General features: G+C 63.1%; 26 protein-coding genes and 1 pseudogene. 17 read left to right on the top strand and 10 right to left on the bottom strand.

The genetic code is table 11. From position 1 onward, the window contains the following. The first annotated feature begins 78 nt into the window (after window positions 1-78). From AC0L3U_RS24190 to AC0L3U_RS24180, 3 genes and pseudogenes are all read left to right on the top strand, one after another. Complete coding sequence (locus tag AC0L3U_RS24190; protein ID WP_473363476.1) at window positions 79-1,875, top strand: ShlB/FhaC/HecB family hemolysin secretion/activation protein; 1,797 nt, start codon at window positions 79-81, stop codon at window positions 1,873-1,875. A 154-nt stretch (window positions 1,876-2,029) separates the two neighbouring features. Beyond that, window positions 2,030-2,860 carry an alpha/beta fold hydrolase gene (locus AC0L3U_RS24185; RefSeq protein WP_247402863.1) on the top strand — a complete coding sequence of 277 codons (831 nt, stop codon included), beginning with the start codon at window positions 2,030-2,032 and terminating at the stop codon, window positions 2,858-2,860. Window positions 2,861-3,153: 293 nt separating this feature from the next. Beyond that, window positions 3,154-3,469: pseudogene (locus AC0L3U_RS24180) on the top strand (c-type cytochrome). A 197-nt stretch (window positions 3,470-3,666) separates the two neighbouring features. Here AC0L3U_RS24180 and AC0L3U_RS24175 read toward each other — a convergent pair. From AC0L3U_RS24175 to AC0L3U_RS24165, 3 genes are all read right to left on the bottom strand, one after another. Continuing rightward, window positions 3,667-4,008 carry a phasin gene (locus AC0L3U_RS24175; protein ID WP_027519308.1) on the bottom strand — a complete coding sequence of 114 codons (342 nt, stop codon included), beginning with the start codon at window positions 4,006-4,008 and terminating at the stop codon, window positions 3,667-3,669. 142 nt (window positions 4,009-4,150) lie between these two features. Then, a complete protein-coding gene (locus AC0L3U_RS24170; protein ID WP_027519309.1) occupies window positions 4,151-4,336 on the bottom strand; it encodes a hypothetical protein in 186 nt (61 codons plus the stop codon). A gap of 299 nt (window positions 4,337-4,635) precedes the next feature. After that, window positions 4,636-4,941 (bottom strand): hypothetical protein, encoded by a 306-nt coding sequence (locus tag AC0L3U_RS24165; protein WP_473363475.1) that lies wholly within the window; start codon window positions 4,939-4,941, stop codon window positions 4,636-4,638. A 137-nt stretch (window positions 4,942-5,078) separates the two neighbouring features. Here AC0L3U_RS24165 and AC0L3U_RS24160 point away from each other — a divergent pair, with 137 nt between their 5' ends. Beyond that, entirely contained in the window at window positions 5,079-5,435 is a 357-nt protein-coding gene (locus AC0L3U_RS24160) for a hypothetical protein (RefSeq protein ID WP_473294726.1), read from the top strand. 46 nt (window positions 5,436-5,481) lie between these two features. Here the strand turns inward: AC0L3U_RS24160 and AC0L3U_RS24155 are convergent, their stop codons facing one another. Both AC0L3U_RS24155 and AC0L3U_RS24150 read right to left on the bottom strand, forming a co-directional pair. Beyond that, window positions 5,482-6,057, bottom strand: coding sequence for a hypothetical protein (locus AC0L3U_RS24155; protein ID WP_473363474.1), 576 nt, complete (start codon window positions 6,055-6,057; stop codon window positions 5,482-5,484). Between the two features lie 46 nt (window positions 6,058-6,103). Beyond that, window positions 6,104-6,631, bottom strand: coding sequence for a GcrA family cell cycle regulator (locus AC0L3U_RS24150; protein WP_473363473.1), 528 nt, complete (start codon window positions 6,629-6,631; stop codon window positions 6,104-6,106). Window positions 6,632-6,797: 166 nt separating this feature from the next. On the opposite strand from AC0L3U_RS24150, the gene AC0L3U_RS24145 reads away from it, so the two are divergent. Next, window positions 6,798-7,406 (top strand): S24 family peptidase, encoded by a 609-nt coding sequence (locus tag AC0L3U_RS24145; protein ID WP_007612810.1) that lies wholly within the window; start codon window positions 6,798-6,800, stop codon window positions 7,404-7,406. A 97-nt stretch (window positions 7,407-7,503) separates the two neighbouring features. Further along, the gene (locus AC0L3U_RS24140; protein ID WP_473348261.1) at window positions 7,504-7,779 is read left to right on the top strand and encodes a hypothetical protein; all 276 of its coding nucleotides are present in this window, start codon (window positions 7,504-7,506) and stop codon (window positions 7,777-7,779) included. Between the two features lie 39 nt (window positions 7,780-7,818). Here the strand turns inward: AC0L3U_RS24140 and AC0L3U_RS24135 are convergent, their stop codons facing one another. Next, a complete protein-coding gene (locus AC0L3U_RS24135; RefSeq protein WP_247402853.1) occupies window positions 7,819-8,793 on the bottom strand; it encodes a quinone oxidoreductase family protein in 975 nt (324 codons plus the stop codon). Between the two features lie 224 nt (window positions 8,794-9,017). On the opposite strand from AC0L3U_RS24135, the gene AC0L3U_RS24130 reads away from it, so the two are divergent. The 3 genes from AC0L3U_RS24130 to AC0L3U_RS24120 all read left to right on the top strand — a co-directional run bounded on the left by AC0L3U_RS24130 (window position 9,018) and on the right by AC0L3U_RS24120 (window position 11,696). Further along, window positions 9,018-9,218 carry a hypothetical protein gene (locus tag AC0L3U_RS24130; protein ID WP_473363472.1) on the top strand — a complete coding sequence of 67 codons (201 nt, stop codon included), beginning with the start codon at window positions 9,018-9,020 and terminating at the stop codon, window positions 9,216-9,218. Between the two features lie 148 nt (window positions 9,219-9,366). Beyond that, window positions 9,367-10,314: an AAA family ATPase gene (locus tag AC0L3U_RS24125; protein ID WP_007601482.1), complete on the top strand. Its 948-nt coding sequence runs from the start codon at window positions 9,367-9,369 to the stop codon at window positions 10,312-10,314. A 5-nt stretch (window positions 10,315-10,319) separates the two neighbouring features. After that, on the top strand, window positions 10,320-11,696 hold the full coding sequence (locus AC0L3U_RS24120; RefSeq protein WP_473348259.1) for a vWA domain-containing protein: 1,377 nt from the start codon (window positions 10,320-10,322) through the stop codon (window positions 11,694-11,696). A 19-nt stretch (window positions 11,697-11,715) separates the two neighbouring features. On the opposite strand, the gene AC0L3U_RS24115 is transcribed toward AC0L3U_RS24120, so the two are convergent. After that, complete coding sequence (locus tag AC0L3U_RS24115; RefSeq protein ID WP_456768891.1) at window positions 11,716-11,898, bottom strand: hypothetical protein; 183 nt, start codon at window positions 11,896-11,898, stop codon at window positions 11,716-11,718. A 351-nt stretch (window positions 11,899-12,249) separates the two neighbouring features. Between AC0L3U_RS24115 and AC0L3U_RS24110 the strand changes: the two genes are divergently transcribed. Further along, complete coding sequence (locus AC0L3U_RS24110) at window positions 12,250-12,471, top strand: hypothetical protein (RefSeq protein WP_473363471.1); 222 nt, start codon at window positions 12,250-12,252, stop codon at window positions 12,469-12,471. Between the two features lie 215 nt (window positions 12,472-12,686). Continuing rightward, window positions 12,687-14,006, top strand: a complete 1,320-nt coding sequence (locus tag AC0L3U_RS24105; RefSeq protein WP_473363470.1) for a dicarboxylate/amino acid:cation symporter — start codon at window positions 12,687-12,689, stop codon at window positions 14,004-14,006. Window positions 14,007-14,016: 10 nt separating this feature from the next. Here AC0L3U_RS24105 and AC0L3U_RS24100 read toward each other — a convergent pair whose 3' ends face one another. Together AC0L3U_RS24100 and AC0L3U_RS24095 are read right to left on the bottom strand one after the other, a co-directional pair. Continuing rightward, window positions 14,017-15,390 (bottom strand): hypothetical protein, encoded by a 1,374-nt coding sequence (locus tag AC0L3U_RS24100; RefSeq protein ID WP_473363469.1) that lies wholly within the window; start codon window positions 15,388-15,390, stop codon window positions 14,017-14,019. 97 nt (window positions 15,391-15,487) lie between these two features. Beyond that, window positions 15,488-16,747: an allantoate amidohydrolase gene (locus AC0L3U_RS24095; RefSeq protein WP_473363468.1), complete on the bottom strand. Its 1,260-nt coding sequence runs from the start codon at window positions 16,745-16,747 to the stop codon at window positions 15,488-15,490. Between the two features lie 405 nt (window positions 16,748-17,152). Here AC0L3U_RS24095 and AC0L3U_RS24090 point away from each other — a divergent pair, with 405 nt between their 5' ends. From AC0L3U_RS24090 to AC0L3U_RS24065, 6 genes are read left to right on the top strand one after another with little or no spacing between them, the layout of a single operon-like run. Further along, window positions 17,153-18,265: a BMP family ABC transporter substrate-binding protein gene (locus tag AC0L3U_RS24090; RefSeq protein ID WP_027566597.1), complete on the top strand. Its 1,113-nt coding sequence runs from the start codon at window positions 17,153-17,155 to the stop codon at window positions 18,263-18,265. Further along, window positions 18,262-19,374, top strand: a complete 1,113-nt coding sequence (locus tag AC0L3U_RS24085; RefSeq protein ID WP_473363467.1) for an ABC transporter permease — start codon at window positions 18,262-18,264, stop codon at window positions 19,372-19,374. Before AC0L3U_RS24090 ends, AC0L3U_RS24085 begins: the two co-directional genes overlap by 4 nt. 1 nt (window position 19,375) lies before the next feature. Continuing rightward, on the top strand, window positions 19,376-20,302 hold the full coding sequence (locus AC0L3U_RS24080) for an ABC transporter permease (protein ID WP_007612833.1): 927 nt from the start codon (window positions 19,376-19,378) through the stop codon (window positions 20,300-20,302). An 11-nt stretch (window positions 20,303-20,313) separates the two neighbouring features. Further along, on the top strand, window positions 20,314-20,997 hold the full coding sequence (gene biuH, locus AC0L3U_RS24075) for a biuret amidohydrolase (protein ID WP_473363466.1): 684 nt from the start codon (window positions 20,314-20,316) through the stop codon (window positions 20,995-20,997). Beyond that, complete coding sequence (locus tag AC0L3U_RS24070; protein ID WP_473363465.1) at window positions 20,994-22,526, top strand: ABC transporter ATP-binding protein; 1,533 nt, start codon at window positions 20,994-20,996, stop codon at window positions 22,524-22,526. Before biuH ends, AC0L3U_RS24070 begins: the two co-directional genes overlap by 4 nt. Window positions 22,527-22,539: 13 nt before the next feature. Then, window positions 22,540-23,025, top strand: coding sequence for a nucleoside deaminase (locus AC0L3U_RS24065; protein ID WP_473363464.1), 486 nt, complete (start codon window positions 22,540-22,542; stop codon window positions 23,023-23,025). 136 nt (window positions 23,026-23,161) lie between these two features. On the opposite strand, the gene AC0L3U_RS24060 is transcribed toward AC0L3U_RS24065, so the two are convergent. After that, window positions 23,162-24,271: a hypothetical protein gene (locus AC0L3U_RS24060; RefSeq protein WP_473295331.1), complete on the bottom strand. Its 1,110-nt coding sequence runs from the start codon at window positions 24,269-24,271 to the stop codon at window positions 23,162-23,164. Between the last annotated feature and the right edge of the window lie 237 nt (window positions 24,272-24,508).

The following is a 24,508-nucleotide window of genomic DNA, read 5'->3' as shown; positions in this document are numbered from 1 at the left end:
CAACATAGGATTAGCGGGAAGCGGCCAGCGGAGCGGTCGCGTTAACGGTTCATTGACCATAAAAAACTATGAAAAATCATGTCGCTAACGAACCCTTACCGCATCGGGGGCACATCTCCGTCAAACTACGGGGACGGTCGCGTCGCGCGCGTCGGGAAGCGGCATCTCGTTACCACATTGGCGCTGTTAGCCCCTTTTTTCACGGGAGTTCCTCAGGCGTTCGCACAGCAGGCGAACCAGCCGGGCTTCGATCCGCGCCAGCCTGAGAAATATTTTGAAAACCAAACCGAGCGGGAATCGCTGACCCGTCCTCCGGTCAGGCTGCCGACAGTCGGCCAGCCCAACACCGGCGGCGATACCAAGCCTCAGTTCGTGCTGCGCGGCATCAACGTCAGCGGAGCCCGGGCCGTTTCCCCCGATCGCATCGCCGCGGTCTATCAGCCCTATGTCGGTAAGAAGGTTTCGCAGGCGGACCTCGCCGCGATCGCCGGCGCGATCAGCGATCTCTACCGGGCCGATGGTTTTCACTTGAGCCGGGCGATCGTGCCGCCGCAGGACATTGCCGACGGCCTGCTCCGGATCCAGGTGGTCGAAGGCGCTATCGTGCAGGCCGAACTGAAAGGCGACGGCGCCGAGCAGTTCGGCGTGCGACCGATGCTTGGGCCGGTTCTGGCTGAGCAACCGTCGCGCCTGGCAACGCTGGAACGTCAGCTCTTTCTCATCAACGGCAGACCTGGCGTCCGGATCACCGATACCGCACTGGAGGAGGTCGGCACTGCAACCGGCCGATTCCGCCTCATCGTCTATTTGAAGACCTGGCACGTCTTCTCGTCGTTCGGTCTGGACAATCTCGGCTCATCATCAGTTGGTCCGTGGCAGACCTATGCGACCGGCGCGTTCAACTCCTATCTCACGCCCGGCGACACGCTGGCGGTCAATCTGTCGACCATCGCCAACGACCCCCGCCAGCTTGGCTTCGCACGGCTGTCCTACGATGCACCGGTCGGTGTCGACGGTGTGCGTCTCGGCGGGTCCGTCCTGTACAGCGCGGTCAGGCCGGGCGATGCCCGCCGCCTCGACAGCGACATCACCACGACCGAGGCGTTCGAGCTGCGTGCCAGCATCGTCCCATTGCAGTCGCAATCCTCCTCGTTGACCCTGACCGCAGCGACGACCTTCAGCAACGTGTCCGAGCATGACCTTTACGGCCCCTGGTACAACGACCACATCAGGACCGTGAGCCTGACCGCCGACTACCGGCTTCAGGACCAGTTCGGCGGCACCAATTTCGCGACGCTGACCTACCGCCAGGGCCTCGACATCTTCGGTGCCTCGCATTTCGACGACGATCTTTTGTCGCGCGATGGCTCGTCATCGAACTTCTCGGTGCTAAACCTCTGGTTCACGCGCTACCAGACGCTCAACGATGTCTGGTCGCTCAAGCTTTCCGCTGCGAGCCAGGCGGCGTCACGGCCGCTGTTCACCTCGCAGCAATTCTATCTCGGTGGCGCTGCCTTCGGGCGCGGCTATGGCGCAGCAGAGATCAGCGGGGACAACGGTCTTGCCGGCTCTCTCGAACTGCGCTTCGACCAGAAACTCAACTACCGCTACTGGACCGGCTATCAGCTCTATGCCTTCGGCGACGCTGGCGCCGTCTGGAACGACGGTTATCGCCTGAACGACGGCCTGTCGCTGACCTCGGCCGGAGCTGGCGTGCGGTTCTTCCTGCCGGACGATTTCCAGGCCGATCTCGGCGTGGCCGTCCCCCTGAGCTACCGGGCGCCCGACAACGACCGCCGCAGCCCCCGCATCCTGTTTACTCTGTCAAGCGCGCTGCGGCTCTGCCCCGAACGCGGCAAGGGCGGCTGTCTGTAAACCCCTTGTCCTTCGCGCTATGGCCCCGAGCATGCGGCTCTTTGGGGCGCGGCTCACAGACTTGCCTAAATTTAATCCCGTAACCTGCTCACGATCGCTCGATCCGGGAGTTCCCAATGGCCATATTCAGTCAAAAGTGATTTGAGACGGAACCATGAAGAAGGTTTTTGCTGTTCTGGCGTTTCTCTGCGTCCTCGGCGTCGGCCAGTATTTCGTCGTCAGCCGGTTCGCGATCCGCCATGAGGTTTTGACCCTGTTCGACGCCGCGCGCCAGCGGCCGATTGCGGTCGAAATCGCTGTACGGCGCGATTACGAGACCAAGGCCAATCTCGGCCTCTGGAAGCTCCCGCTTGCCATCATCAGCAACGGCAATACCGTCAAGGCCACCGAATATTCCTTCCTCGCCAACGTGCTCGCCGCACGCGGTTATCTCGTCGCCAGCATCCAGCAGGATCTGCCGAGCGATCCGCCGCTGATGACCAAGGCCGGCCAGCAATATGTCGGCCGGCGCGAGGTCTATATCCGCTGCGAGGCCAACATCCTCTTCACCTTGGGCGAGTTGAAGCGGCGGCAGGAGAACGCCGACTACGACCACATCACGCTCGTCGGGCATTCCAACGGTGGGGACGTTTCGATGTATGTCGCCCATCAGCACCCGGAGCTGGTGTCGAAAGTGATCACGCTGGACAATCTGCGGGTACCTTTCGTGCTTAGCGACAACATGAAGATCCTGTCGTTCCGCTCGAAGGATCCGCATTTCGTAACCGATCCCGGCGTGCTGCCGACGCCGGAAGAGGCCAAGGCGCGCGGCATCGACATTATCCACACTGGTGCGCAGCATACCGAGATGAGCGATCGCGGTCCCGATGCGGTCAAGGAGAAGATCCAGGCGACACTCGACCGCTTCCTGCGCGACAGCGCCAGCAGCGCGCTCGCGCCGGCCGATACACGAAGCCCGATGATCATGAACCCCGGCGACTATTAGTCCGTCCCCTTTGCGGCAGATCAAGGCTGCGGCGAGCCGGCCACGCTAGAAAGAGCCTCGCCATCTCGGAGAGGCACCGTGTCGCACTCCATCGAAAGCCTTGGTACGAAAACACTCGCGACGACAAGCTTTGTCCTGCCTGCGGCAAGGACGCCGAGATTCGCCCGGCATCTCTATCGTTCGGCTCGCAAGCTGCTGCGGTCGATCATCGCCCGCATCGACCTCTCGCAGTTTCCGGGTTCGTGTTGCGGATGAGGACGGCGTCGCGAGCCAACAACACACAGGGTTGCCCAATGCACCGGGATTTGAGACGAATCTGTCTGCTGGTTGCAGTGGCCTCGAGCGTGTGCACGTCGTCCGCTCTCGCCGCCGATGCAGATCACGGCGCCGACCTTGCGAGGCGCTGGTGCGCCAGCTGCCATGTCGTGGCGAACGGCCAGACCCAGGCGAGCGCCGACGTCCCCTCCTTCGTCCGTTGCGCGCAGGCCTGACTTCAGTTCGGAAAGGCTCGCCTTTTTCCTGCTAGACCCGCACCCGAAGATGCCGAACTTCCCCTTGAGCCGGATCGAAGCCGGCGATATCGCGGCCTACATCGCATCGCTGCGCTAGCAGAGCCACCGATCGGTCAAGACACCCGCGACAAATGCTTATCCCCGCCTGAGAACCGACAGGGATCAGCAGAAGGGATGATGGGCGGCGAATGAGGTCCATTCGACGGCCCATCGTGGACCGGTACCCACATTGACGTGCGGATATTCACGCCCGCGCAAGTCCAATCCCTGGACGCGCCGGGAACGCACCGAGAATCAGGACTTGCCCTTCCCTGGCTGCATGAGACTGCCGGTCATCTGGCGCATGTGGTCTCCGGCATTGGTGAACTGGCTGCGCAGGAAATCCGATTGGATTCGCATCGCCTCCTGAAGGTCGGTCGCATGGACGAGCTTGCGAGCATGCTCGAACGCCGACTTCATGTTCTGCTCGGTGAATGCGAGCGCCTGCTTCGAGACGTCCGTCCCCGCACCCGGAACGGTCGTCATCGATTTGGTGGCGGCTTCGAAAAACATGCCGAATGCTTTTTCCGCCTGGTCAATCGTCTTCTCGGCCAGGTCGCGCAGTTCGGCCGGAACTTCGAGCTTCGGTTCGATCATGGTCGCACTCCTCCCGTTTTCAGAACTGAATACCACACTTGCCGGATCGCCTGCCAGCGTCCAGGCCGGGGAAGACGTCGCCCGGCGGCCGGCTCTGGCAGGAAAACGAAGGGCAAGGGGTAAGGCCAGCGCGCAGGCCGGCTCAGGACAGGGGGTGCTCGGGAAGGGATTCTTCGGTGGCGAGGTCTTCGACGAGCTTGATGACCTCGAAACGCTGCCGGGGCGCGAGCTTCAGAAAGGCGCGGAGCAGGCGCAGGCTTTCGACAGTACCGCTTGCAGGCGCGCCGAGCTTGAGGTGCAGCTCAGCTGCGAAATTGAGGTTCTTCATCTCGTACCTATGACAAGCATCGGACTTCGTGATCCAACATCGAGGTCCCACCTAAGAACCGAACGCCACAACCAGATGCCACAACCGGATGCCATGGCGACGGCGCGCTTTCGTCCGGGGAAGCCCGGTGTGTTCGCGCGCCGAGCTACATGTGCAAGCGGGCACGCTTGAACAGGTTGCAACTATGTCAAGAAACAACCCCTCCGGCAAGCCTAACAGTTGGCCCAGCGATGCTTCGTCTGCATCGTGCCACGGCAATTCCGGATAACAGGAATATGGCCGGCCGTCACCCACCTGCGTCAAGAAGCGTCATCGATCAGGCATGCAGCCTCGATCGCCGTCAATCGACGCCTTGCTTCGTCTTGTTTCAGATGTGAATGGACATTGGTGGACCCGAACCAGTGCTTCTTCAGCGTATGCACGTAATTGTTGAGTCCGGCGTCGGCGGTTGTATCGTCCACGAAATAGACGTCGATCTCGGGCCATCGATCGGCAGCCACAGCGCTGCCTTCTGAACCAAGAGACAGACTATGGCGTTTGGATTCATCTAAACCCGCCCCATCGAGCTCTTGGACTTGGACTCGCCTCTTCGCATCAGAATTCATCGGGCCGCATTTGTTTCCGGCGGTGAACCGTTTTTGAGGAGCAAACGACAAAGCGGTGGCGAAACAGTCACGCAGATCACGGGCGCCATGGCCGATGCATTGATCGATTCGGCGCCCCACAACCAAAGGACGACGGCATGCTTTCTCGCTGCGATCTCATCAAGGGCGCCGCAGTCGCGCTTCTCACCTTCTCGATACAAGGCGCATGGGCGCAGGAGACCAGGATGAACCTGTTCAAGATCGTCACCATCAAGGACGAAATCGTCGTCGGATTGTCGACGGAGGAGCTTCAGGCGCTCGGCGGCAATGATGCCAGCGCCGTTGCACATGCTCTGGCACAGAAGGGCGATCTCACCGTCTGGCAATACAACGTGCATCGCGGTCCGAACGGCGAATTGCAGCAAGCGCCGACCGCCAGAATCGGGCTTCTGGCCAACGCGTCGCTCCGGGTCGAGCCGTATGCCACGACCTACCAGATCCTACCGCATCCCTAAGCAGCAGACCGGCGCGCCCGCGACCGAGGTCGCGGGCGCGCCCTTGTCATCTGCGCTGCCCTGCACGCAGTGTCCCCGTTTCCGTCGCAAAGCCGTAGATCAGTGCCAACCGGTCCAGGCATTCACGAAAACGTCGGGAAAAATAGTCGGTCCAGCGTTGCGTACGAACGGCGCGACGCTGGCCGATCTCGTCCATAGTCAGGCCCAGCACCAACACGTCGTGCACTAGCGCGGCACCGTCGGTGCCGAGTTCGCGCTCGATCCGGTTCAGCCGCAGCACCGCCTGACGTTGGCTCTCGGTAACCGGCTCGCGCGTGCGCGCGCCATCGACATATTCGCGGGTCGGGTCCATCGCCTGAGGGCCACGCTCGGCCCTCTCCCAATCGTTCTGGAAGGCGCGCCCGCCGCGATACTGCGCCTCGTCGATCTGATGGTGTGCGTGCAGCCGGCCGAGCGGATCGCTGCGGATCGACCGCACGGCCATGATCTTCTCGCCGGGGTCGAGCGCCAGCGGATTGTCCACCTCGACTTCCGCGACCTCCGCATTGAACGGTATCTCGCGCGAGCGTCGATCGTAGACATTCGCCAGTTTGTAGGACCTGTTGCGTCGGACACGTGCCACTCGGATACTCCTTGCGAAATTGACGATTGAACGGGCGGTCGTCAGGTCAGGCGGCAGAGACCAGCCTCAGCACGACGGGGCCGGCGATGCGGGTGGATCCAGCTCCGGCGCGGCGCGTCAGGCGCGCATGCGGCGTGCAATAGCTCGAGCCCGGCTCACGCGGATGCCCGCAGAAGGTGATCTCCTCCCCGTCCTTGTCGCCGCCATAGGGATAGCGACAGTCCTCGCCAGCGAGTTCGACGAACGGGACCAGGCGCGGCTGGACGCCGACGCAGCGCAATTTGACCTGCGCGGCAGGCTTCATCGCGGATTTCGGCGGCAGGGTCAGCACCGTGGGGCGGTGCGGCAGGACAAGACAGGCCCCAGACGGCAACACCGGGACGATCGACGGGCTCGCCGTCCGCACCTGCACGATCAGCCCGAGCCGCTTGGCGCGGCCGACCACCGCGTTGCGCGTGTAAGCCGTTCCAAACCTTGCGTTAATCTGTCTTCCGATCTCCGCATAAGACATTCCCTTGAGAAAATAGTCGCGAAGCGCGTCGGAGTGCTCCGACGGCCAATGGCCCGGTTCCATGCTGCTGTCCTGTGATGCGCCTCCTCCGACCACACGATCGCGAGGCGAAGCGTACATTCCGGTATTCCGAAGTCAGAGTCAAGCGATAATTCTGATATTCATAATTGCATCAATTCCGAATTTCGGATTACAAGAGGCGGAACGATGGACAATCGAGGGAATCACCATGTTGGACGCTGCAATGATCGAACGGGGCCTGGAAAAGACAGGCAAGAGCAAGGGCGGCCTGGCGGCTGCCATGGGCGTACGCCCCGGCGCGGTCTCGGAGATCCTCGGCGGTGAACGCCTGGTGAAGGCTTCGGAAATCATTCCGATCATGGAATATCTCGAGCTCAATCTCGCGCCGATCATGGGCCGCGTCGGCGCCGGTGCCGTGATCGAGCCGGATTATGAGCAGGTTCCCCCGGAAGGCCTCGGCGACATCGCGCTGCCCTTCCCGATCATGGAGGAGACCATCGCATTCGAGATCGTGGGCGATTCGATGTTGCCCAAATACGAGAGCGGCGACGTCATCGTGGTCTACAAGGACCAGCGCCATCCCCTGTCGAGCTTCTACGGCGAGGAGGCCGTGGTCCGGCTCAAGACCGGCGAGCGCTATCTGAAGACCATCGAGCGGGGCAAATCCCCCTCCGTCGTCAATCTCAGCAGCTTCAATGCCAAACAGATCGTCGGTGTGAAACTGGAGTGGGTCGGCGAGATCTGCCTGTCCATGCCCAAGGGCCAGCTGGAGCGGCTGCGCGCCAAGTCGGCGCGCCCTCGCAAGAGGAGCAAGTAGGCCGGAATTCCGGTTTTACGAAATGCGTCTTGACTTGATTCCGTTTTTCGGAAATACTCTGCCGTGCCCCGACCATAGGGCACGGCAGGATCGTTTCATGCAGTATTTCGTCGTGATGATCGACTATGGGCGCCGCGGCCGCGAGGCGGTCGTCGACCCTGAAGTCACCAGGCGCGAGGTCATTTCCCGCGTTGCCTCAGGTGAATATCGGAACATCTCGTTCATCCACGAGATCGCGGAGAGCTCGGTCGAGGACATTACCGAGGCCATCCTCGCCGAGGCGGCCCTCCCGGAGATCGGGCCCGAAGAAGTCGACTTACAGGCTATCCGCCTCGATCACGCCCACGATCTGCGTAAGCACGAGCCGACGTGACGCAAGGCCAAGCGGCTTGCGCCACGGCCCGGTCGGAGATCACACCGTGAGGACGGTCGATCCCGTGGTCTTGCGCGCGGCGAGATCGGCATGCGCCTTGGCGGCGTCCTTCAGCGGATAGGTCTGGTGCACCTCGATCTTGACCGCGCCGGACTTGACGACGTCGAACAGCTCACCTGCCATCGCGACCAGGCTTTCACGCTTGGCGGCGTAGGTGAACAACGTCGGCCGGGTGACGTAGAGCGAGCCCTTCTGCGCTAGCAAACCGAGATTGAGCGGCTCGACGGCGCCGGACGACGCACCGAACAGCGCGGCGACGCCGAGCGGCGCGAGGCAGTCGAGCGACTTCAGGAACGTATCCTTGCCGACGGAATCATAGACCACCGGCACCTTCTTGCCGCCAGTGATCTCATCCACCCGCTTCACGAAATCCTCGCGGCTATAGATGATGACATGGTCGCAGCCATGCGCCTTGGCGAGCTTGGCCTTCTCGTCGTTGCTGACCGTGCCGATCACGGTCGCGCCGAGATGCTTGGCCCACTGGGAGAGAATCAGGCCGACACCACCGGCGGCCGCATGGAGCAGGATGGTGTCGCCGGCCTTCACGCGATAGGTCTGCCGGATCAGATATTGCGTGGTGAGTCCCTTCAGCATCATCGCCGCCGCGGTCTTGTCGTCGACACCGTCGGGCAACTTCAGCAGTCGGTCGGCCGGGATCAGCCGTGCCTCGGAATAGGCGCCGAGCGGCGAGGCGCCGTAGGCGACGCGATCGCCCGGCTTCAGATCGGTGACACCGGGCCCGACCTCCTCGACGACACCAGCGGCCTCGCTGCCAAGCCCGCTCGGCAGTTGCACCGGGTAAAGGCCCGAACGGTTGTAGATGTCGACGAAGTTGAGACCGACGGCGGTATGGCGGATTCGCGCCTCGCCAGGTCCGGGCTTGCCGACGCTGACCTCCTCCCAGACCAGCACTTCCGGACCACCAGTCTTGTGAAAGCGAATGGCATGCGTCATGGGCGTTGCTCCCTTATCATTGAGGTCAAAGTCCGAATACCGGATCGGGCTTTTGAAATAGGTATTTGGTCCGCCCGTCACAGTACAGAGACGTAACAAGAATGTCACAGCGAACGACAAACCTCCGCCGTTCCGCCTCTGTTCGAAAGAGTTGATGTCGGCCTTGCGCCAGCCGGCAGTAGCCTTCGCGCGGGTTTGGAGGTCGTCTGCGAAGGAGAGCCGAGATGCCAGCTTATGTACAGCATCATCAGGAAATCGAGATCGCGCCTGTGATTTGCCCTGCTTGCATGGGGTTCCTTCCAATGTATGTGCGCGAGGTCGAACCGCATTGGAGTCTTGCCAAGATCGACTTCGTCTATGAGTGCGCCGATTGCGGCGCCGAGGTGCGACAGACGATCCGCAAGCCGGAGTTGCTGCGGCACTGATCGCGCGGCCGATTGGCCGCCCGACTATTTGCGCTGAGCGGAAAAAACGCCCATTCGCGCGGGTCTGGGCTCTCCCAAACGAGGCTTGTTCTTTGCCGTGAACGCAGGCAGAACAAGCCTCAATCAAGACCTTTGGGAGCGCCTTTTCGTGGCTGAACAGAAGCCCTCGACAGCGATCGAGGCAGTGGAGAGCGGCCTCGCCGCGCAAGGCTACATCGCGAGCCGGCAGATCGCGACCGCCGTCTATTTGTCGCAACAGATCGAGAAGCCGATCCTGGTCGAAGGCCCCGCGGGCGTCGGCAAGACCGAGCTTGCCAAGGCGATCGCGGCTTGGCGCGGCCTGAAGATGATCCGCCTGCAATGCTATGAAGGCCTCGACGAGGCCAAGGCGCTCTACGAATGGAAATACGCCAAACAGCTTCTCTACACGCAGATCCTCAAGGACAAGCTCGGCGAAGTCCTGGGCGGCGCGCAGACTTTGCACGCTGCACTTAATCAGCTCCACGATTTCGGTGACGTGTTCTTCTCCAAGGAGTTCGTCGAGCCGAGGCCGCTGCTGCAAGCGCTGGAGCAACCGGGCGGCTGCGTGCTCCTGATCGATGAGATCGACAAGTCGGATGCAGAATTCGAATCGCTGCTGCTGGAAATTCTCTCTGACTTCCAGGTCACGATCCCCGAACTCGGCACCGTCTCCGCGATCACACCGCCAACGGTGATCCTCACTTCGAACAGCGAGCGTGATCTCGGCGACGCCCTGAAACGGCGCTGCCTGCATCTGCACATCGGCTTTCCCGAGCAGCGGCTCGAGGAGCGCATCGTCGAGAGCCGCGTCCCCAACATTTCGCAGACGCTGCGGCGGCAGATGGTCGGCTTTATCCACGAAATCCGCTCGCTCGACCTGAAGAAGCTGCCTTCGGTCAGCGAGACCATCGACTGGGCGCGCGTGCTGGTGCTCTTGCAGGCCTCGGAGCTCGACACCGAGATCGTCAAGGACACGCTCAACGTGCTTCTGAAATATGAGGCCGACATCGAGGCGGCTCAGCCTCAGATTACGACCTTCATTGCCAAGGCAGCACGATCCAACGTCTTCGGTTGACGCCGATGCGCGAGAATATTCATCGTTTCTTCCGTGCGGCACGGGGAGCCGGGGTCCATGTCTCGCCGGCCGAAAGCATCGATGCGATGCGTGCGGTCGCGCAGGTCGGCGTTTCCGACCGGACCATCCTGCGCGATGCGCTCCTTCTGACGCTCGCCAAGTCGCAGGACGAAAAGCTCGCGCTCGGTGACTGCTTCGATCTGTTCTTCAGCCAGCCGGAGCCGCGGCAGGAACAGCCTGAAGCCGACAGCAACGATGTTTCGGAGGACGCCGATCAATCTCCGTCATCCGGCGAGGCCAGCGATGCGAGCGGCGGTTCGCCTCCCGCAGAATTGGGCCCCCTGGCGCAAATGCTGCTGTCGCAGGATCGCAATGCGATCACCGCCGCGATCGCCAGCGCCTCGGGTGCGGCCTCCCTGTCCGACATCCGCTACTCCACCCAGCGCGGCATCTTCTCCAGCCGCATCCTCGACGCCATGGGGCTCCAGCGGCTTCGCGACGATCTCGACGAGCTGACCGCGACCAATCCGGCACTGGCCGAGCGGCTTCGCGCCGCGCTCGATGGCTTGCGCGACGCCGTTCGCGACACCGTCGCGCAGGGGCTTGCGCTCTATGCCCGCGAGGAGGCTGAAAACCTCCGCAACGAGATTCTGCGCAACGCGCCGCTTGCCCGCATCGAGCGGCGCCATGTCGCGGAAATGCGCGCTCTCATCCGCCAGATCGCGCGGCGCCTGCGCGAGCGCTATTCGAAGCCACGCAAGCGCCAGCGGCGCGGTCATCTCGACGTCCGCCGCACGCTGCGCCGCAACGCCGCCTGGGGCGGCATCCCCTTTCTCACGGCCTGGAAGCGCAAGCATCGCGACCGGCCGAAGATCGTGGCGCTCTGCGATGTCTCGGGCTCGGTCGCGCAGGTTTCGGATTTCTTTCTGCTCCTGATCCACTCGCTGCACGAGGTGGTCGACGACGTCCATTCCTTCGCCTTCTCCTCGCATCTGATCGAAGTCAGCGACATCCTGGAATCGAAACCGCCGGAAGAGGCGATGGCCGAGATCATGTCCAAGGTCGGCTTCGGCTCCTCCGACTACGGCTCTTCGCTGGCCGATTTCGACAAGGAGTTTATGAGCACGCTGACGCCGCAGACCACGGTGATCGTGCTGGGCGACGCCCGCAGCAACAATCTCGATCCGCGCGCCGACATCCTGCGCCGCATCTCTGAGCGCTCGAAGCGACTGGTGTGGCTCAATCCCGAAGGACGTCTCGCCTGGGGCTTTGGCGATTCCGAGATGCCGCGCTATGCGACCTTCTGCAGCGTGGTGCGCCAGTGCGCCACCGCGCAGCAGCTCGAGCGCGCGGTGTCCGATATTGTGGCGACTTATCAGTAGGCCTTACCCACAGCCGACGTCAGTTTCGCCCCAGCTCCGTCTGAGTCACATTGCACTCCCGGAAATGATAGGCGATCTCGTCAAGCGCGCGCTGCTCCCATTCCTGAGCTTGCGCAAGCCAGAAAACGCGGCGCTGGAAATCAAGCACGGCGCGCTCCCGGCACAGGGATTCCTGACTACGAATTTCGACCAGTCTGTTCATGCACTCCACTCCTGCCGTGTGAAGCCATTCCCCGTGAATGAGCGTAGCAGAATCCCGAACCCTTCGTCTCATAATTTCTGTGCTTATTGCGACGCAGAATGGGACAGCAGCGCTGCCCGTGCAGCGCGGTAGTTCGCGGACCAACATCAAACCTACATCATCAATATGTGATCGAGGCTCCGGACGGTCCTCGCGGTCGAGCGGTCTTAACTCTTGTGGCGCAATGGCGTGCAGCAATTTGTGAAGAGGAGTTCTAAACACGTCACCGAATTCCCGACTCATTGTCGTCGCACGGTCTTCATGCAGCGCCTCTAACAGAGGCGCACGAACGGCACTACGACTTGAGGCAACATGAGCAACGACATCGACTTCGATCTTTCGCCAGACCAATGGGAGGTTCTGAAGGCGCTTCGCAACCCGGTGTCGAACGGTCGCCTTTCCAAGGCCTATCTCGTCGAGAGCCTCGTCAAGCTCGGTCTTGTCGTCGTCTGCGACGGCGTGCCGGTCATGACGCCGAATGGCCGCAAGGTGCTGGTACGCGGATCGTGTCGCCTGCTGGATCTCGCGGCGTGACGCGGCCACCGCATGCGGAACGTGACAATACGACCGCAACATCACCTGCCCACGTGACCGACGGCACCTCGAACGGTGTCCCGGTGCCGATTCGGACGCCCGGTCGTACCGCAAAAGCGACCGAATAGACCTCCTCCTCAGCGAAAACCGCGACAATCTGGCACGCTAGTTGCTCCTTTCGACGATCGAGACGTCGTCAAAACGGGGGAGTCACCATGTCGACCATTGCCGCGGCCCCGGCCGCCGAGCCAAAACCGCTCTACACATCGCTGTTCGTCCAGGTCCTGGCCGCGCTGATCCTCGGCATTATTCTCGGCGTGGCCACGCCGGATTTTGCCATCTCGCTCAAGATTCTCAGCGACGCCTTCCTGAAGCTGATTTCGATGATCGTGGCGCCGATCGTGTTCTGCGTCGTCGTGCACGGCATTGCCGGTGCGGGCGACCTCAAGAAGGTCGGACGGGTCGGCGTCAAGGCGCTGGTCTATTTCGAGGTGATGACCACAGTCGCGCTCGTGGTCGGTCTCATCCTGGCCTACACTTTCGGCCCCGGTCATGGCATGAACATCGACCCTTCGACGCTGGATGCCAAGGCGCTCAACACTTATGCGGACAACGCCCACAAGCTTCAGGGCGGCGGCATCGGCTCCTTCCTGCTCAACGTAATCCCGAGCACCTCGTTCGACGCTTTGTCGCGCAACGACGTGCTCCAGGTGCTGTTCTTCGCCGTGCTGTTCGGCGTAGGCCTCGCACTGGTCGGCGGCGAGAAGGGCAAGCTCGTGACGTCGATGATCGATGCCGCCTCGACCGTGCTGTTCCGGGTCATGGGGCTTATCGTCCGCGTTGCTCCACTTGGCGTGCTCGGCGCAGTCGCCTACACCGTCGGCAAATACGGCGTCGGCTCGCTCAAGCAGCTCGTCTCACTGGTGGCGCTGTTCTACGTCTCGGTCGGCATCTTCGTGCTGGGCGTGCTCGGCGGGGTCATGGCGCTCGCCGGCATCAACATCCTCAAATTCCTCGCCTACCTGCGCGAGGAGTTGACCATCGTGCTCGCGACCGCCTCGTCGGACGCCGTGCTGCCGCAGATCATGAAGAAGCTGGAGCGGATGGGCGTAAAGGATTCCGTCGTCGGCCTTGTCATTCCGACCGGATATTCCTTCAACCTCGACGCGTTCTCGATCTATCTCACGCTCGCGGTCGACTTCATCGCGCAGGCGACCAACACGCCGCTGTCGTTCGGCGACCTCCTGCTGGTGCTCGGCGTCTCCCTGATCACCTCGAAGGGCGCGCATGGCGTACCGGGCTCTGCGATCGTGATTCTGGCGGCGACGCTGAACGCGGTGCCGAGCATCCCTGCGATCGGCCTCGTGCTGGTCTTGTCGGTCGACTGGTTCATCGGCATGGCTCGCGCGGTCGGCAACCTCACCGGAAATTGCGTTGCGACCGTGGTGGTGGCCGCATGGGAAGGCGACCTCGACCGCGCCAAGGCGGCCAAGGTGCTCGATGGCGGCGAGCTCGTGGACGTGACGGCGGGGTAGTGACCGCCGTTCAGTCATTCCACTGGAGGAGCGGCGTTCCATGCGCCCTCCTCCAGACGGAGAGGAAACGCGGAAACCAGGAGTGGGCCACGGCGCCCTTGTAGACCCAGGTGCGATATTTCAGGCCCTGCTCCGAGATCAGTTCCTGATACCCGCCGTGGACTTCGGTCGCGGTGCGAATGTCCTTCAGAATTCCCTGGGCGCAGGAACGGTAAGTATGGCTCCCCGAGAATTCGTAATGGTCTAGCATGCGATCCGCGAACTCGACGTTGGACGTCGGCCAGGAGGACCGTCCCTGGTAGGCGGGAGCCGCGATCTTGTGGATCATCTTGTTCCGCGGATTATCCGCGGACACCAGGAAGTGGAATGTGCCGGGGATGCGAAAGCGCGGCTCCGCAATGATCAGATCCGCAGTTGCAGCGAACAGCGCGCGCTCGCTTTCCTTGCTCATATCCCAGAAGCCGCGATGCACACTGACGAAATCCAGCGCGACCGAGGACACCGGCGAGCCCGTGGGGCCATCAAGAGAATGCCTGATATAACCGCCTTTGCCGAACAGGTGGAGCAGGTCCCTCTTGTACTGCGCCAGGTCGCGCCCGAGCCGCCGCTTCAGCTCGTTCTCGTCGACGATTCCGAGCTGCACGCCCCACGCGAACGTCGTGTAGACGCAGGCATTGGTAACGAAACGCCTGCGCTCGGCGCGCGTGTCGGTTGCCGCGGAGCGCGGAGCACTGGCGTCGCACAGCAAATACGTGGAGCCGTCATCATTGAACGGCGCGAGCTCGCTTGCGAGCTGGAGGATCGCGCGCTTCAGATCACCGCAATATTCGGCCAGCAGCAGGCGGCCGGCATGCGCGCATTGCGACATCGCCAGATGGGATGACGCTCTCTCCTCGGCAGAGATCATCTGCTGGAGGCCGGCCAGAATGCCGAGCAGCGTATCCGAGGGGCGCGAGAAATAGTTCACGCCGAGATACCGGGCGCGCCCGGCCGGGACGATGGTCGTCGTGACGACATTGGCGCGAACCGCTTCCAGCAACAGGCGGATGCTCTTTTCGAGCAGACGAGCCCGGCGCACCGCATCCTGAGAATCCATGATGGTGTCGGGATCGAGGATGTCGGGATAGAACCAGGCAAAGTCGCGCGGATAGTACGCAGAAGCGTGCGGCGCGCCCGTAACGAGAAAGGACTCAGATACCGCAAAGGCACTGTCCATCGAGTGCCGGTAAAGGTCCTCGATGGCCGTGAACGGATGATGCGCCTTCCTCAAGAATCGATCACCGAGAAAATTCATCGCCTGAAGCGCGTTGGCAACGAGGGTCGGCGCGATCCCCTGGTAAAACCGGTTTTCGCTGGGGGATGGAGAAGAGATGCCGCTGTTCATAGGCGCCGTCGAATGGTGTCTCGTGGGTCGGCGGGAGGCCGTCGCGGCTCTAGACCTGTCTGATTCGTGTCTCTATCCCGTGACTTGCGGGCTCAGTTTAGCCTTGCCGTGGCCGAAAATTCTCGATCAGCCCCAGCAACACCCGCGCGCCGGCGTCGGCATCGGCGAGCTCGACATGCTCGTCCGGGTGATGGCTGATGCCGCCGCGACAGCGGACGAAGATCATGCCGACATCGGCAATGTCGATCATGGCCATGCCGTCATGCCCGGCCCCGCTCGGCAGCTCGAACACGGAAAAACCTTCCGCTTTGATCGCCTGCGCGATCTGCTCCTTGAGCCAGGGCGCGCAGGGCGCAGTGCGGTTCTCGTGGGTGACGTCGAGCTGAAGTGTCAACTGGCGGCGCTTTGCGATGGCTTCGATCTGCCTCACGACATCGGCGACCGCGCGCTTCCGGTGCATGTCGGTCGGCGCCCGCATGTCGATGGTGAACGACACCTCGCCCGGAATGACGTTGGTTGCGCCGGGCCTCGCCTGGATGTAGCCGACGGTGCCGACCAGCCCACCCTCGTCGGTGCGGCAAAACTGTTCGATCGCGCCGATACATTCGGCCGCGCCCGCCAACGCATCTCGCCTGAGCGCCATCGGCACCGTGCCTGCGTGCCCCGCCATGCCGGTCAGGCGCGCGGCAAGCCGTGTCGCGCCCGCAATCGCGGTGACCACGCCGACGGGCAGGTTTTGCGTTTCCAGCACCGGCCCTTGCTCGATGTGCAGCTCGAGATAGGCAAGCAGCTCGCGCCGGGCTCGCGCGGCCGCGCCGATATGATCGGGGTCGAGCCCGAACTGCACCAGCGCATCGCGCATGGCGACGCCATCGCGGTCGCGTGTGTTGAGGACGCTCTCGTCAAAAGTGCCGGCCACCGCGCGGCTGCCGAGCAAGGTCGAGGCAAAGCGCACCCCTTCCTCATCAGCAAAACCGACGATTTCGATCGCGAACGGGAGGCGCTTGCCGCGGCGGTTGAGATCGGCGACGCAGGCGATCGCCGTGATCACGCCCAACGGCCCGTCCCATTTGCCGGCATCGCGCACGGTGTCGTAGTGAGAGCCGAGCATCAGGCAAGGCGCGCCCGGCTGCTCGCCTTCGTAACGCCCGCAGACATTGCCGATCGCGTCGAGACGCGCACTCATGCCGGCGTCGCGCATCCAGCTCAGGATGAGGTCCGCCGCCTTGCGCAGCTCGCTGGTCAGATAGATGCGGGTGAGCTTGTCGCCTTCTTCCGAGACCGCCGCGAGCTCGTTGATCCCTCGCACGATCTCTTCGCCGAGCGAACCATTGTGAACGGCGTTACCAGCAGCCATCTCGGCGAGCTTTCCATCTCTTGGGACCGCAGCGACGGCGGTCCTGGCGGCAATCGATTCAAGTTCGGTGCCAGCGAAATCACGCGGCCGACACCGTTCCAATCAGCGCGTGGTTAGCATGAATGCGGTCGCCGGCAGACCACCCGGCCCCTCGTCATGCACATGTCCAGGCCGGTCAAAACTGCTTAACTCCATTGCATACAATTACGCAAAAGTGCTTATAATTTCATCTGCTGCTTTCCTGATCAAGCTCGGATCTCTAAAAATAACTAATTGCTTTCAACGGCTTAATCGGAAACTGTCTCTCGGTTATCTCTGGCACGAAGCTTGCGACAATTGATCTCGTGCTCCGCCAGACCGGCGCAGCGCGAGATGAGGCGGTGCATCCGCCAAGGGGAGCAAGCAATGGAATTTGGCAGGATCTCACGACGTCATTTGTTGCAGGGCAGTGCGGCCCTCACGCTCGGCGCGGCGGCCGGCGCCCGCCCCTCCTTTGCGGCCGAGACGACGATCGGTTTCATCTATGTCGGCTCGCGCGACGACTACGGCTACAACCAGGCGCATGCGCAGGGGGCGGCGGCGCTGAAGAAGATTCCCGGCCTCAAGGTCGTGGAAGAAGAGAAGGTGCCGGAGACCGACGCGGTCGAGAAGACGATCGAGTCGATGATCAATCTCGACGGTGCCACCCTGCTCTTCCCGACCTCGTTCGGTTACTACAATCCGCACATGGTCAAGATGGCCAACAAATTCCCGAAGCTGCACTTCGAGCACTGCGGCGGCCTGTGGAGCGACAAGGACCCGAAGAACGCCGGCAGCTATTTCGGCTATATCGACGAAGCCCAATATATCTCGGGCATCGTCGCCGGCTACAGCTCCAAGAGCGGCAAGCTCGGCTTCGTCGCCGCCAAGCCGATCCCGCAAGTGCTGCGCAACATCAACGCATTCGCGCTCGGCGCGAGGCTTGCCAATCCCAAGGCCACCACGCAGGTCATCTTCACCGGTGACTGGTCGATGCCGGTCAAGGAAGCCGAGGCCACCAACAGCCTGATCGACCAGGGCGTCGACGTGCTGACCTGCCATGTCGACGGTCCGAAGACCATGGTCGAGAACGCCGCGCGTCGGGGCGCCATGGTGTGCGGCTATCACGTCAACCAGTCGCCGCTCGCGCCAAAAGCGTATCTCACGGGAGCCGAGTGGAACTGGGAAGCGTTGTATCCCAAGTTCGTCAAGATGATCGCCGCCGGCGAGAGCATCCCGAACTTCTATCGCGGCGGCCTCAAGGAAGAGATCGTCAAGACCTCGCCGTATGGCGAAGCGGTCTCCGCCGAGGCGCGCAAGCACGCCGACGACGTCAAGGCCAAGTTCTTGTCCGGTGACGGCTACGCCATCTTCAAGGGAGGGCTGGTCGACAACAAGGGCAAGACGGTGATCGCGGCCGGCACCGATCGCGGCCAGAAGGACCCCGAGCTCGAGAAGATGGACTATCTCGTGGAGGGCGTGGTCGGGGCGACTTCGTGACGACGGAAGCTGCAGATCCCGTTGAAGCGGTCGGGACAGTTGCCCCGGCCGCCGATCCGGGATTCCTCCAGCGTTACGGCGGAGCGATCGAATATATCCTGATCCCGGGCGCGGCGCTGGCCGGCGCGCTCGGGGTCTTCGGCATCTTCGTCGCGATGTTCGGCAAGAGCCCGCTCGACCTCTATTTCTACATGTACTACGGCGCGTTCGGCACCTGGTTCTCGTGGCAGAACACGCTGACGCGCGCGGCACCGCTGATCCTCACCGCACTCTGCACGGCGCTGCCCGCCCAACTCGGCATGGTCATCATCGGCGGCGAAGGCGCACTCCTGGTCGGCGCGCTGTCGGCAACCAGCGCAGCACTGGTGCTTCAGGGCATGCCGCCGCTCGTCGTGCAGATCGCCATGGTCATCACCGGCGTGATCGGCGGCGGCCTCTGGGTCATGCTCTCGGGCGCGCTGCGGCAATATCGCGGTGTCAACGAGACGATCTCGAGCCTATTGCTCGTTTACATCGCGCTCGCGGTCCTTAACCATCTCGTCGAGGGCGCAATGCGTGATCCCGCCAGCCTCAACAAGCCGTCGACCCGCGAGATCGGCGCCGCCAACATGATCGGATCGATCCCCGGCACCGACGTGCATTGGGGTCTCGTATTCGGCCTGATCGCCGCGGTCGCCGCCTACATCCTGATCTATCACACCGTGTTCGGCTTCGCCGCGCGCGTTGCCGGCGGCAACATCCGCGCTGCGAAGATCGTCGGCCTCAATGTCAGCAAACTGATCCTGACCATCTGCTTCCTCGCCGGCGGCGCCGCGGGCCTTGCCGGCATGGTCGAGGTCGCCGCCGTGCAGGGGCGCACCAACGCCAACCTCGCCGCAGGCTACGGCTTCACCGGAATTCTCGTTGCCTTCCTGGCGCGGCAAAATCCGCTCGCCATTATCCCCGTCGCGATCCTGCTCGGTGGTATCAGCGCCAGCGGCGGGCTGTTGCAGCGCCGCCTCGGATTGCCGGATGCATCCGTGCTGGTGCTGCAAGGTATCATCTTCGTCTTCGTGCTGGCGAGCGATGCGCTCTACGGCCGCATCGGATTTCTGAAGGGAAAGTCCTGAGATGGCAGACGGCTCGATCGGACTCTGGACCGTCCCGCTCGCCGTGCTCGGCGGCGCCATTCGCGTCTCGACGCCGTTCTTGTTCGTGAGCCTGGGGGAATGCATCACCGAGCGCTCCGGCCGCATCAATCTCGGCCTCGAAGGCACGCTGGTGATGGGCGCGATGAGCGCCTATGGCATTTCCTATCTCACGGGATCGCCGTGGCTGGGCGTGCTCGCCGCTGGCATCACCGGTGCGCTTCTGGGCGCGCTGCATGCCGGCATCTGCTCGTTGCCGCGCGTCAACGACGTCGCGGTCGGCATCGCGCTGATGCTGTTCGGCACCGGGCTTGCCTTCTATCTCGGCAAGCCGCTGATCGAGCCCACCGCCCCCCGTTTGCCAGCGATCGATTTCGGCTGGTGGAGCGACATTCCGCAGGTGCGCGCGGCCCTGCGGGTCAACGTGCTGTTCCTGATCGGCGTCGCGCTCGCGCCAATTCTCTACTGGGCCTTCCGGACCACGCGCTGGGGCCTCCTGATCCGCACCGCCGGCGAGAGTTCGGACGCCGCGCGTGCGATGGGCCACTCCGTGCTGTTGATCCGCCTGCGCGCGACCATGGTCGGCGGCTTCCTCGCCGGCATCGGCGGCTCGTTCCTGTCGCTGTTCTATCCCGGCAGCTGGAACGAGGGCCTGTCCTCGGGCCAGGGCATCACGGCCGTGGCGCTCGTGATCTTCGCACGCTGGGATCCCTTGCTGTGTCTGTGGGCCTCGCTCGCCTTCGGCGGCGCCGCGGCGCTGGGCCCGGCGCTGCAATCGGTCGGCGTCACCTCCGGCTACCACCTCTTCAACGCCGCCCCCTACATCCTGACGCTGGCGATCATGATCATCACTTGCTCGCCGAAGCGCACGCTGACCGGAGCCCCGGCCGAATTGTCGATCACCCGCTAGAGAGCCGAATCATGCCCGAGCGCACCATCAAGTCCGAGCCCTATGCGTGGCCCTATAACGGCGATCTGCGTCCCGAGAACACCGCGCTCATCATCATCGACATGCAGACCGATTTCTGCGGCGTCGGCGGCTATGTCGACAAGATGGGCTACGACCTCTCACTGACGCGGGCGCCGATCGAACCGATCAAGAGACTGCTCACGGCAATGCGGAGCCAAGGCTTTCACATCATCCACACCCGCGAAGGCCACCGCCCCGATCTCTCGGATTTGCCCGCCAACAAGCGCTGGCGGTCCCGGCAGATCGGCGCCGGCATCGGCGATCCCGGTCCCTGCGGCCGCATCCTGGTGCGCGGCGAGCCCGGTTGGGACATCATCCCGGAGCTCGCGCCGCTGCCGGGCGAACCCATCATCGACAAGCCCGGCAAGGGCTCGTTCTGCGCCACCGACCTGGAGCTGATCCTGCGCGTGCGCGGCATCGAGAACATCGTGCTCACCGGGATCACCACCGACGTTTGCGTTCACACTACCATGCGCGAGGCCAACGACCGCGGCTTCGAATGCGTGCTGTTGCATGACTGCTGCGGTGCCACCGACAAGAGCAACCACGACCACGCGCTGAAAATGATCAAGATGCAGGGCGGCGTATTCGGTGCGGTCTCGACCTCCGACGCCTTCATCGGAGCGATTTCGTGATCGTCGGCGAAACGCCGCCGCCATCGGGCGCCTTCGGCGTCGATGCCATCGCCGTGACCATGCGCTTCGGTGATTTCCTGGCGTTGGACAATGTCGCGCTGAAAGTGCGGCCGGGTTCGTTCCATGCGTTGCTCGGCGAGAACGGCGCCGGCAAGTCGACCCTCGTCAAATGCATCATGGGCTACTATCACGCCACCGAGGGCGACATCCTCGTCGGGGGGCGCGAGCAGGCGATCGGCAATCCGAAGGACGCCCACGCCCTCGGCCTCGGCATGGTCTACCAGCACTTCACGCTGGTGCCGGCGATGACGGTCGCCGAAAATCTGGTGCTGGCGCGCGACGACGTGCCGGCCGTGGTGAACTGGCCGAAAGAGATGAAGGAGCTCGAGGCATTCCTGGCACGCATGCCCTTCAAGGTGCCGCTCGGCGCAAAGGTCTCCGACATCTCCGCGGGCGAGCGGCAGAAGTGCGAGATCCTCAAGCAGCTCTACCTGAAGCGCCGCTTCCTGATCCTGGACGAGCCGACTTCGGTGCTGACCCCGGCGGAAGCCGACGAAGTGCTCGGCATGCTCCGCGACATGGTGGTCAAGGGCGAGCTGACCATCCTGATGATCACGCACAAGTTCCGCGAGGTCATGGCCTTCGCCGATGACGTCACGATCCTGCGCCGCGGCAAGCTCGCCGGCGCCGGCAAGGTTTCCGAGCTGACGCCGGACGCGATGGCACGCACCATGATCGGTGCCGAGGAGCTCACGATACAGCCGCCCCGCACCGGAGAGGCCGGCAAGGCGAGGCTGGAGCTGGCGAAGATGCGCGCGCTCGACGACGCCGGCGCTATCGCCGTGCATGACGTCTCCCTCACGGTCCGCGCCGGCGAGATCGTCGGTATCGCCGGCGTCTCCGGCAACGGCCAGCGCCAGCTCGTCGAAGTGCTGGCCGGGCAGCGCGCAGCCGAGAGTGGCGAGATCCGCGTCGCCGGCCATCCCTATCACGCCAGCCGCGAGGAGATGCGGCGGCACAATATGTCACTCCTGCCGGAGGAGCCGCTGAAGAACGCCTGTGTCGGCGGCATGAGCGTCGCCGACAACATCGCCTTCCGCGAGTTCGACCGCCCGCCCTTCGCTAGCCTCGGCTGGTGGCTCAACCGCGGTGCTTTCCGTGTCGACGCCAGGAAGAAGATCGCCCAGTACAAGATCAAGACCCGCACGCCCGACACGCCGATCTCGGCGCTGTCGGGCGGCAACGTCCAGCGCGCCGTGCTAGCCCGCGAGCTCGGCGGCGACGTCGAGGTGCTGATCGCAGCCAATCCCTGTTTCGGGCTCGATTTCGCGGCGGTGGCGCAAATCCATGCCGAGATCATGGCCGCGCGCAACCGCGGCGCCGCGGTGCTGCTGGTCAGCGAGGACCTCGACGAACTCCTTGAACTCTCCGATCGGCTGGTGGTGATGTTCCACGGCGAATTCGTGTATGAAGCACGGACCAGCGAAGCCGATCTCACCGTGGTCGGCCGGCATATGGCGGGGCATTGACCAGGGGAGAGCGATGAGCGGCGGGTCCGAGCGCGACGAGCACTTCCTCCGACTTTCTTTTGTGGTCGCCCGCCGTTCTCTCACCCACGGCAACCATCCCTTCGGCTGCATCGTCGTCGATGCCGAAGGCAAGGTGCTGATCGAGGCCGAGAATGGCTACATGCCGCATCACGACGGCACCGCGCATGCCGAGCGCCTCGCCGCGACGCAGGCGTGCAGCACGCTCGGCCGCGAGGTGTTGGCGACGGCCACGCTCTATTCCTCCGCCGAGCCCTGCGCGATGTGCGCCGGCGCGATCTACTGGGCCGGCATCGGCCGTGTCGTCTATGGCCTCAGCGAGCACCGCCTGCGCGGCGTTACCGGCGATCATCCGGAGAACCCGACACTCGACCTGCCCTGTCGCGAGGTATTTGCCAGTGGCCAGCGGCCGACAGAGGTTGCGGGGCCGCTGCTCGAAGACGAAGCCGAAGCGCTGCACGACGGCGTGTGGACGAAGTAGGCGGCCGCCGAGCGGGCCTTGCGCCGCGCTTCACCGAAGGGCCGCCTGCCGGTACCCAGCCCATCCCCCAAACGAAGATGACGCCGCGGAGGTTTGACGCGGCGTCATCGTCATTCACCTGAAGAATGTCAGGTGGTTAGAACTTCACAGTGATACCGGAGTAGAGCGAGGACTCGGTGCAGGATCCGGTGCTCACCTTCGTACCACCGACGAAGGTGGTGCAAGCAAAGGCATTGTTGTGATCGAGGCCGAACTTGTTCTGCCAGTAGCGATAGGCGACCCAGACGTCGACGAAGTGCGAGTACTTCTCACCCCAAATCGCCTTCGAGGCATCGAGGGTCAGACGGATCGGCTCGGAATTGAACTCGACCTTGGTCGGATAGACGTTGTTCGCAACGCTGGCGGGAAGTGGCTCGGTGTCGGTGCCCTTCTTGCCGTACCACGCCGCGCGACCGCTGATCGAGAAATACTGCATGTTCTGCGGCAGGAAGCCGAGGTCCATATAGTAGTTGGTTTCGATCGCCCAGGTCGGCTTGAACGACGTGTTGCCGTCAGCAATACACGGAGCGGACCAACCGGCGCCGCACTGCGAGAAGGAGTTGTGGTTGGCGAACTCCCAATACACCAGCGGTGCGACGTTGAAGTAGCCCTTATAGGGAAGATCGAAGGCGAACTGCAGACCGGCGACAACGTCGCGCTTGGCGGCGCCGAAATACCGGTTCTCCGTGTTGGCATCCATGCCAACCTCGAACGAGATATTGTGCAGCGGGCCCTGCGTGAAGGCCTTGGTGTTGAAGATCTCGTTCCAGCCGAAGGTCGAGCGGAAAAGACCGTAGATTTCTGTCGCGCCGGCACAGCTCGTCGGCGTCGCTGCGAAGCCCGCAGCCGGCGAAACGACCACGCCTGTGGCGGTGCAGGGGCCTGCCGGATCGTTGTGGTCCGACTTGAACATCGAGATGGTGAAGAAGTTGGTGCCGTAAGTCCAGGCATCGAAGTGGGTGAAGGAGTAGACCTGCTTCGTCGTCTTGGCGTTGATTACACCGTTGGTGTTGGTGAATGCACCGGGCTGCGAGGCATTGAAAATGTAGGAGAAGGTGACGCGGTCGTCGATCACCAGGAAGAACGGAAGGTCAGCCGCCTTCTTGGCAGCCTTGACCGGCAGATCCGCCGCCTGAGCCATGCCGCCGGTTGCGAGCGTAACAAGTGACAGCGCCGCCGCCGCAACTGCCTTCATACGAAACGACATCCGAATACCCCCAAGTTTGGACACGTAAAAATGAACGTCCCTTGGGTGCGACACTTGCGCCGATCTCCCGGAGTGAGAAGCCTCAACTTGTTTCAAGGCATGCCGCTTGTTTGCACAGGGCGCTGCGTTTCACCGGCGGATTTGGAAGGCCAAGCTCACCGCCACGCGGTCAGGCGAGAGCGGCCATTGCCGGATATTCCCGTTTGATTTCGCTCGCCTTTTCATGTCGGGCGGACG

It is taken from the genome of Bradyrhizobium sp. Kon69 (genome assembly GCF_055807515.1).
Note: the sequence above shows the minus strand (reverse complement) of the source record. Positions and strands in the feature narration are given on the sequence as shown.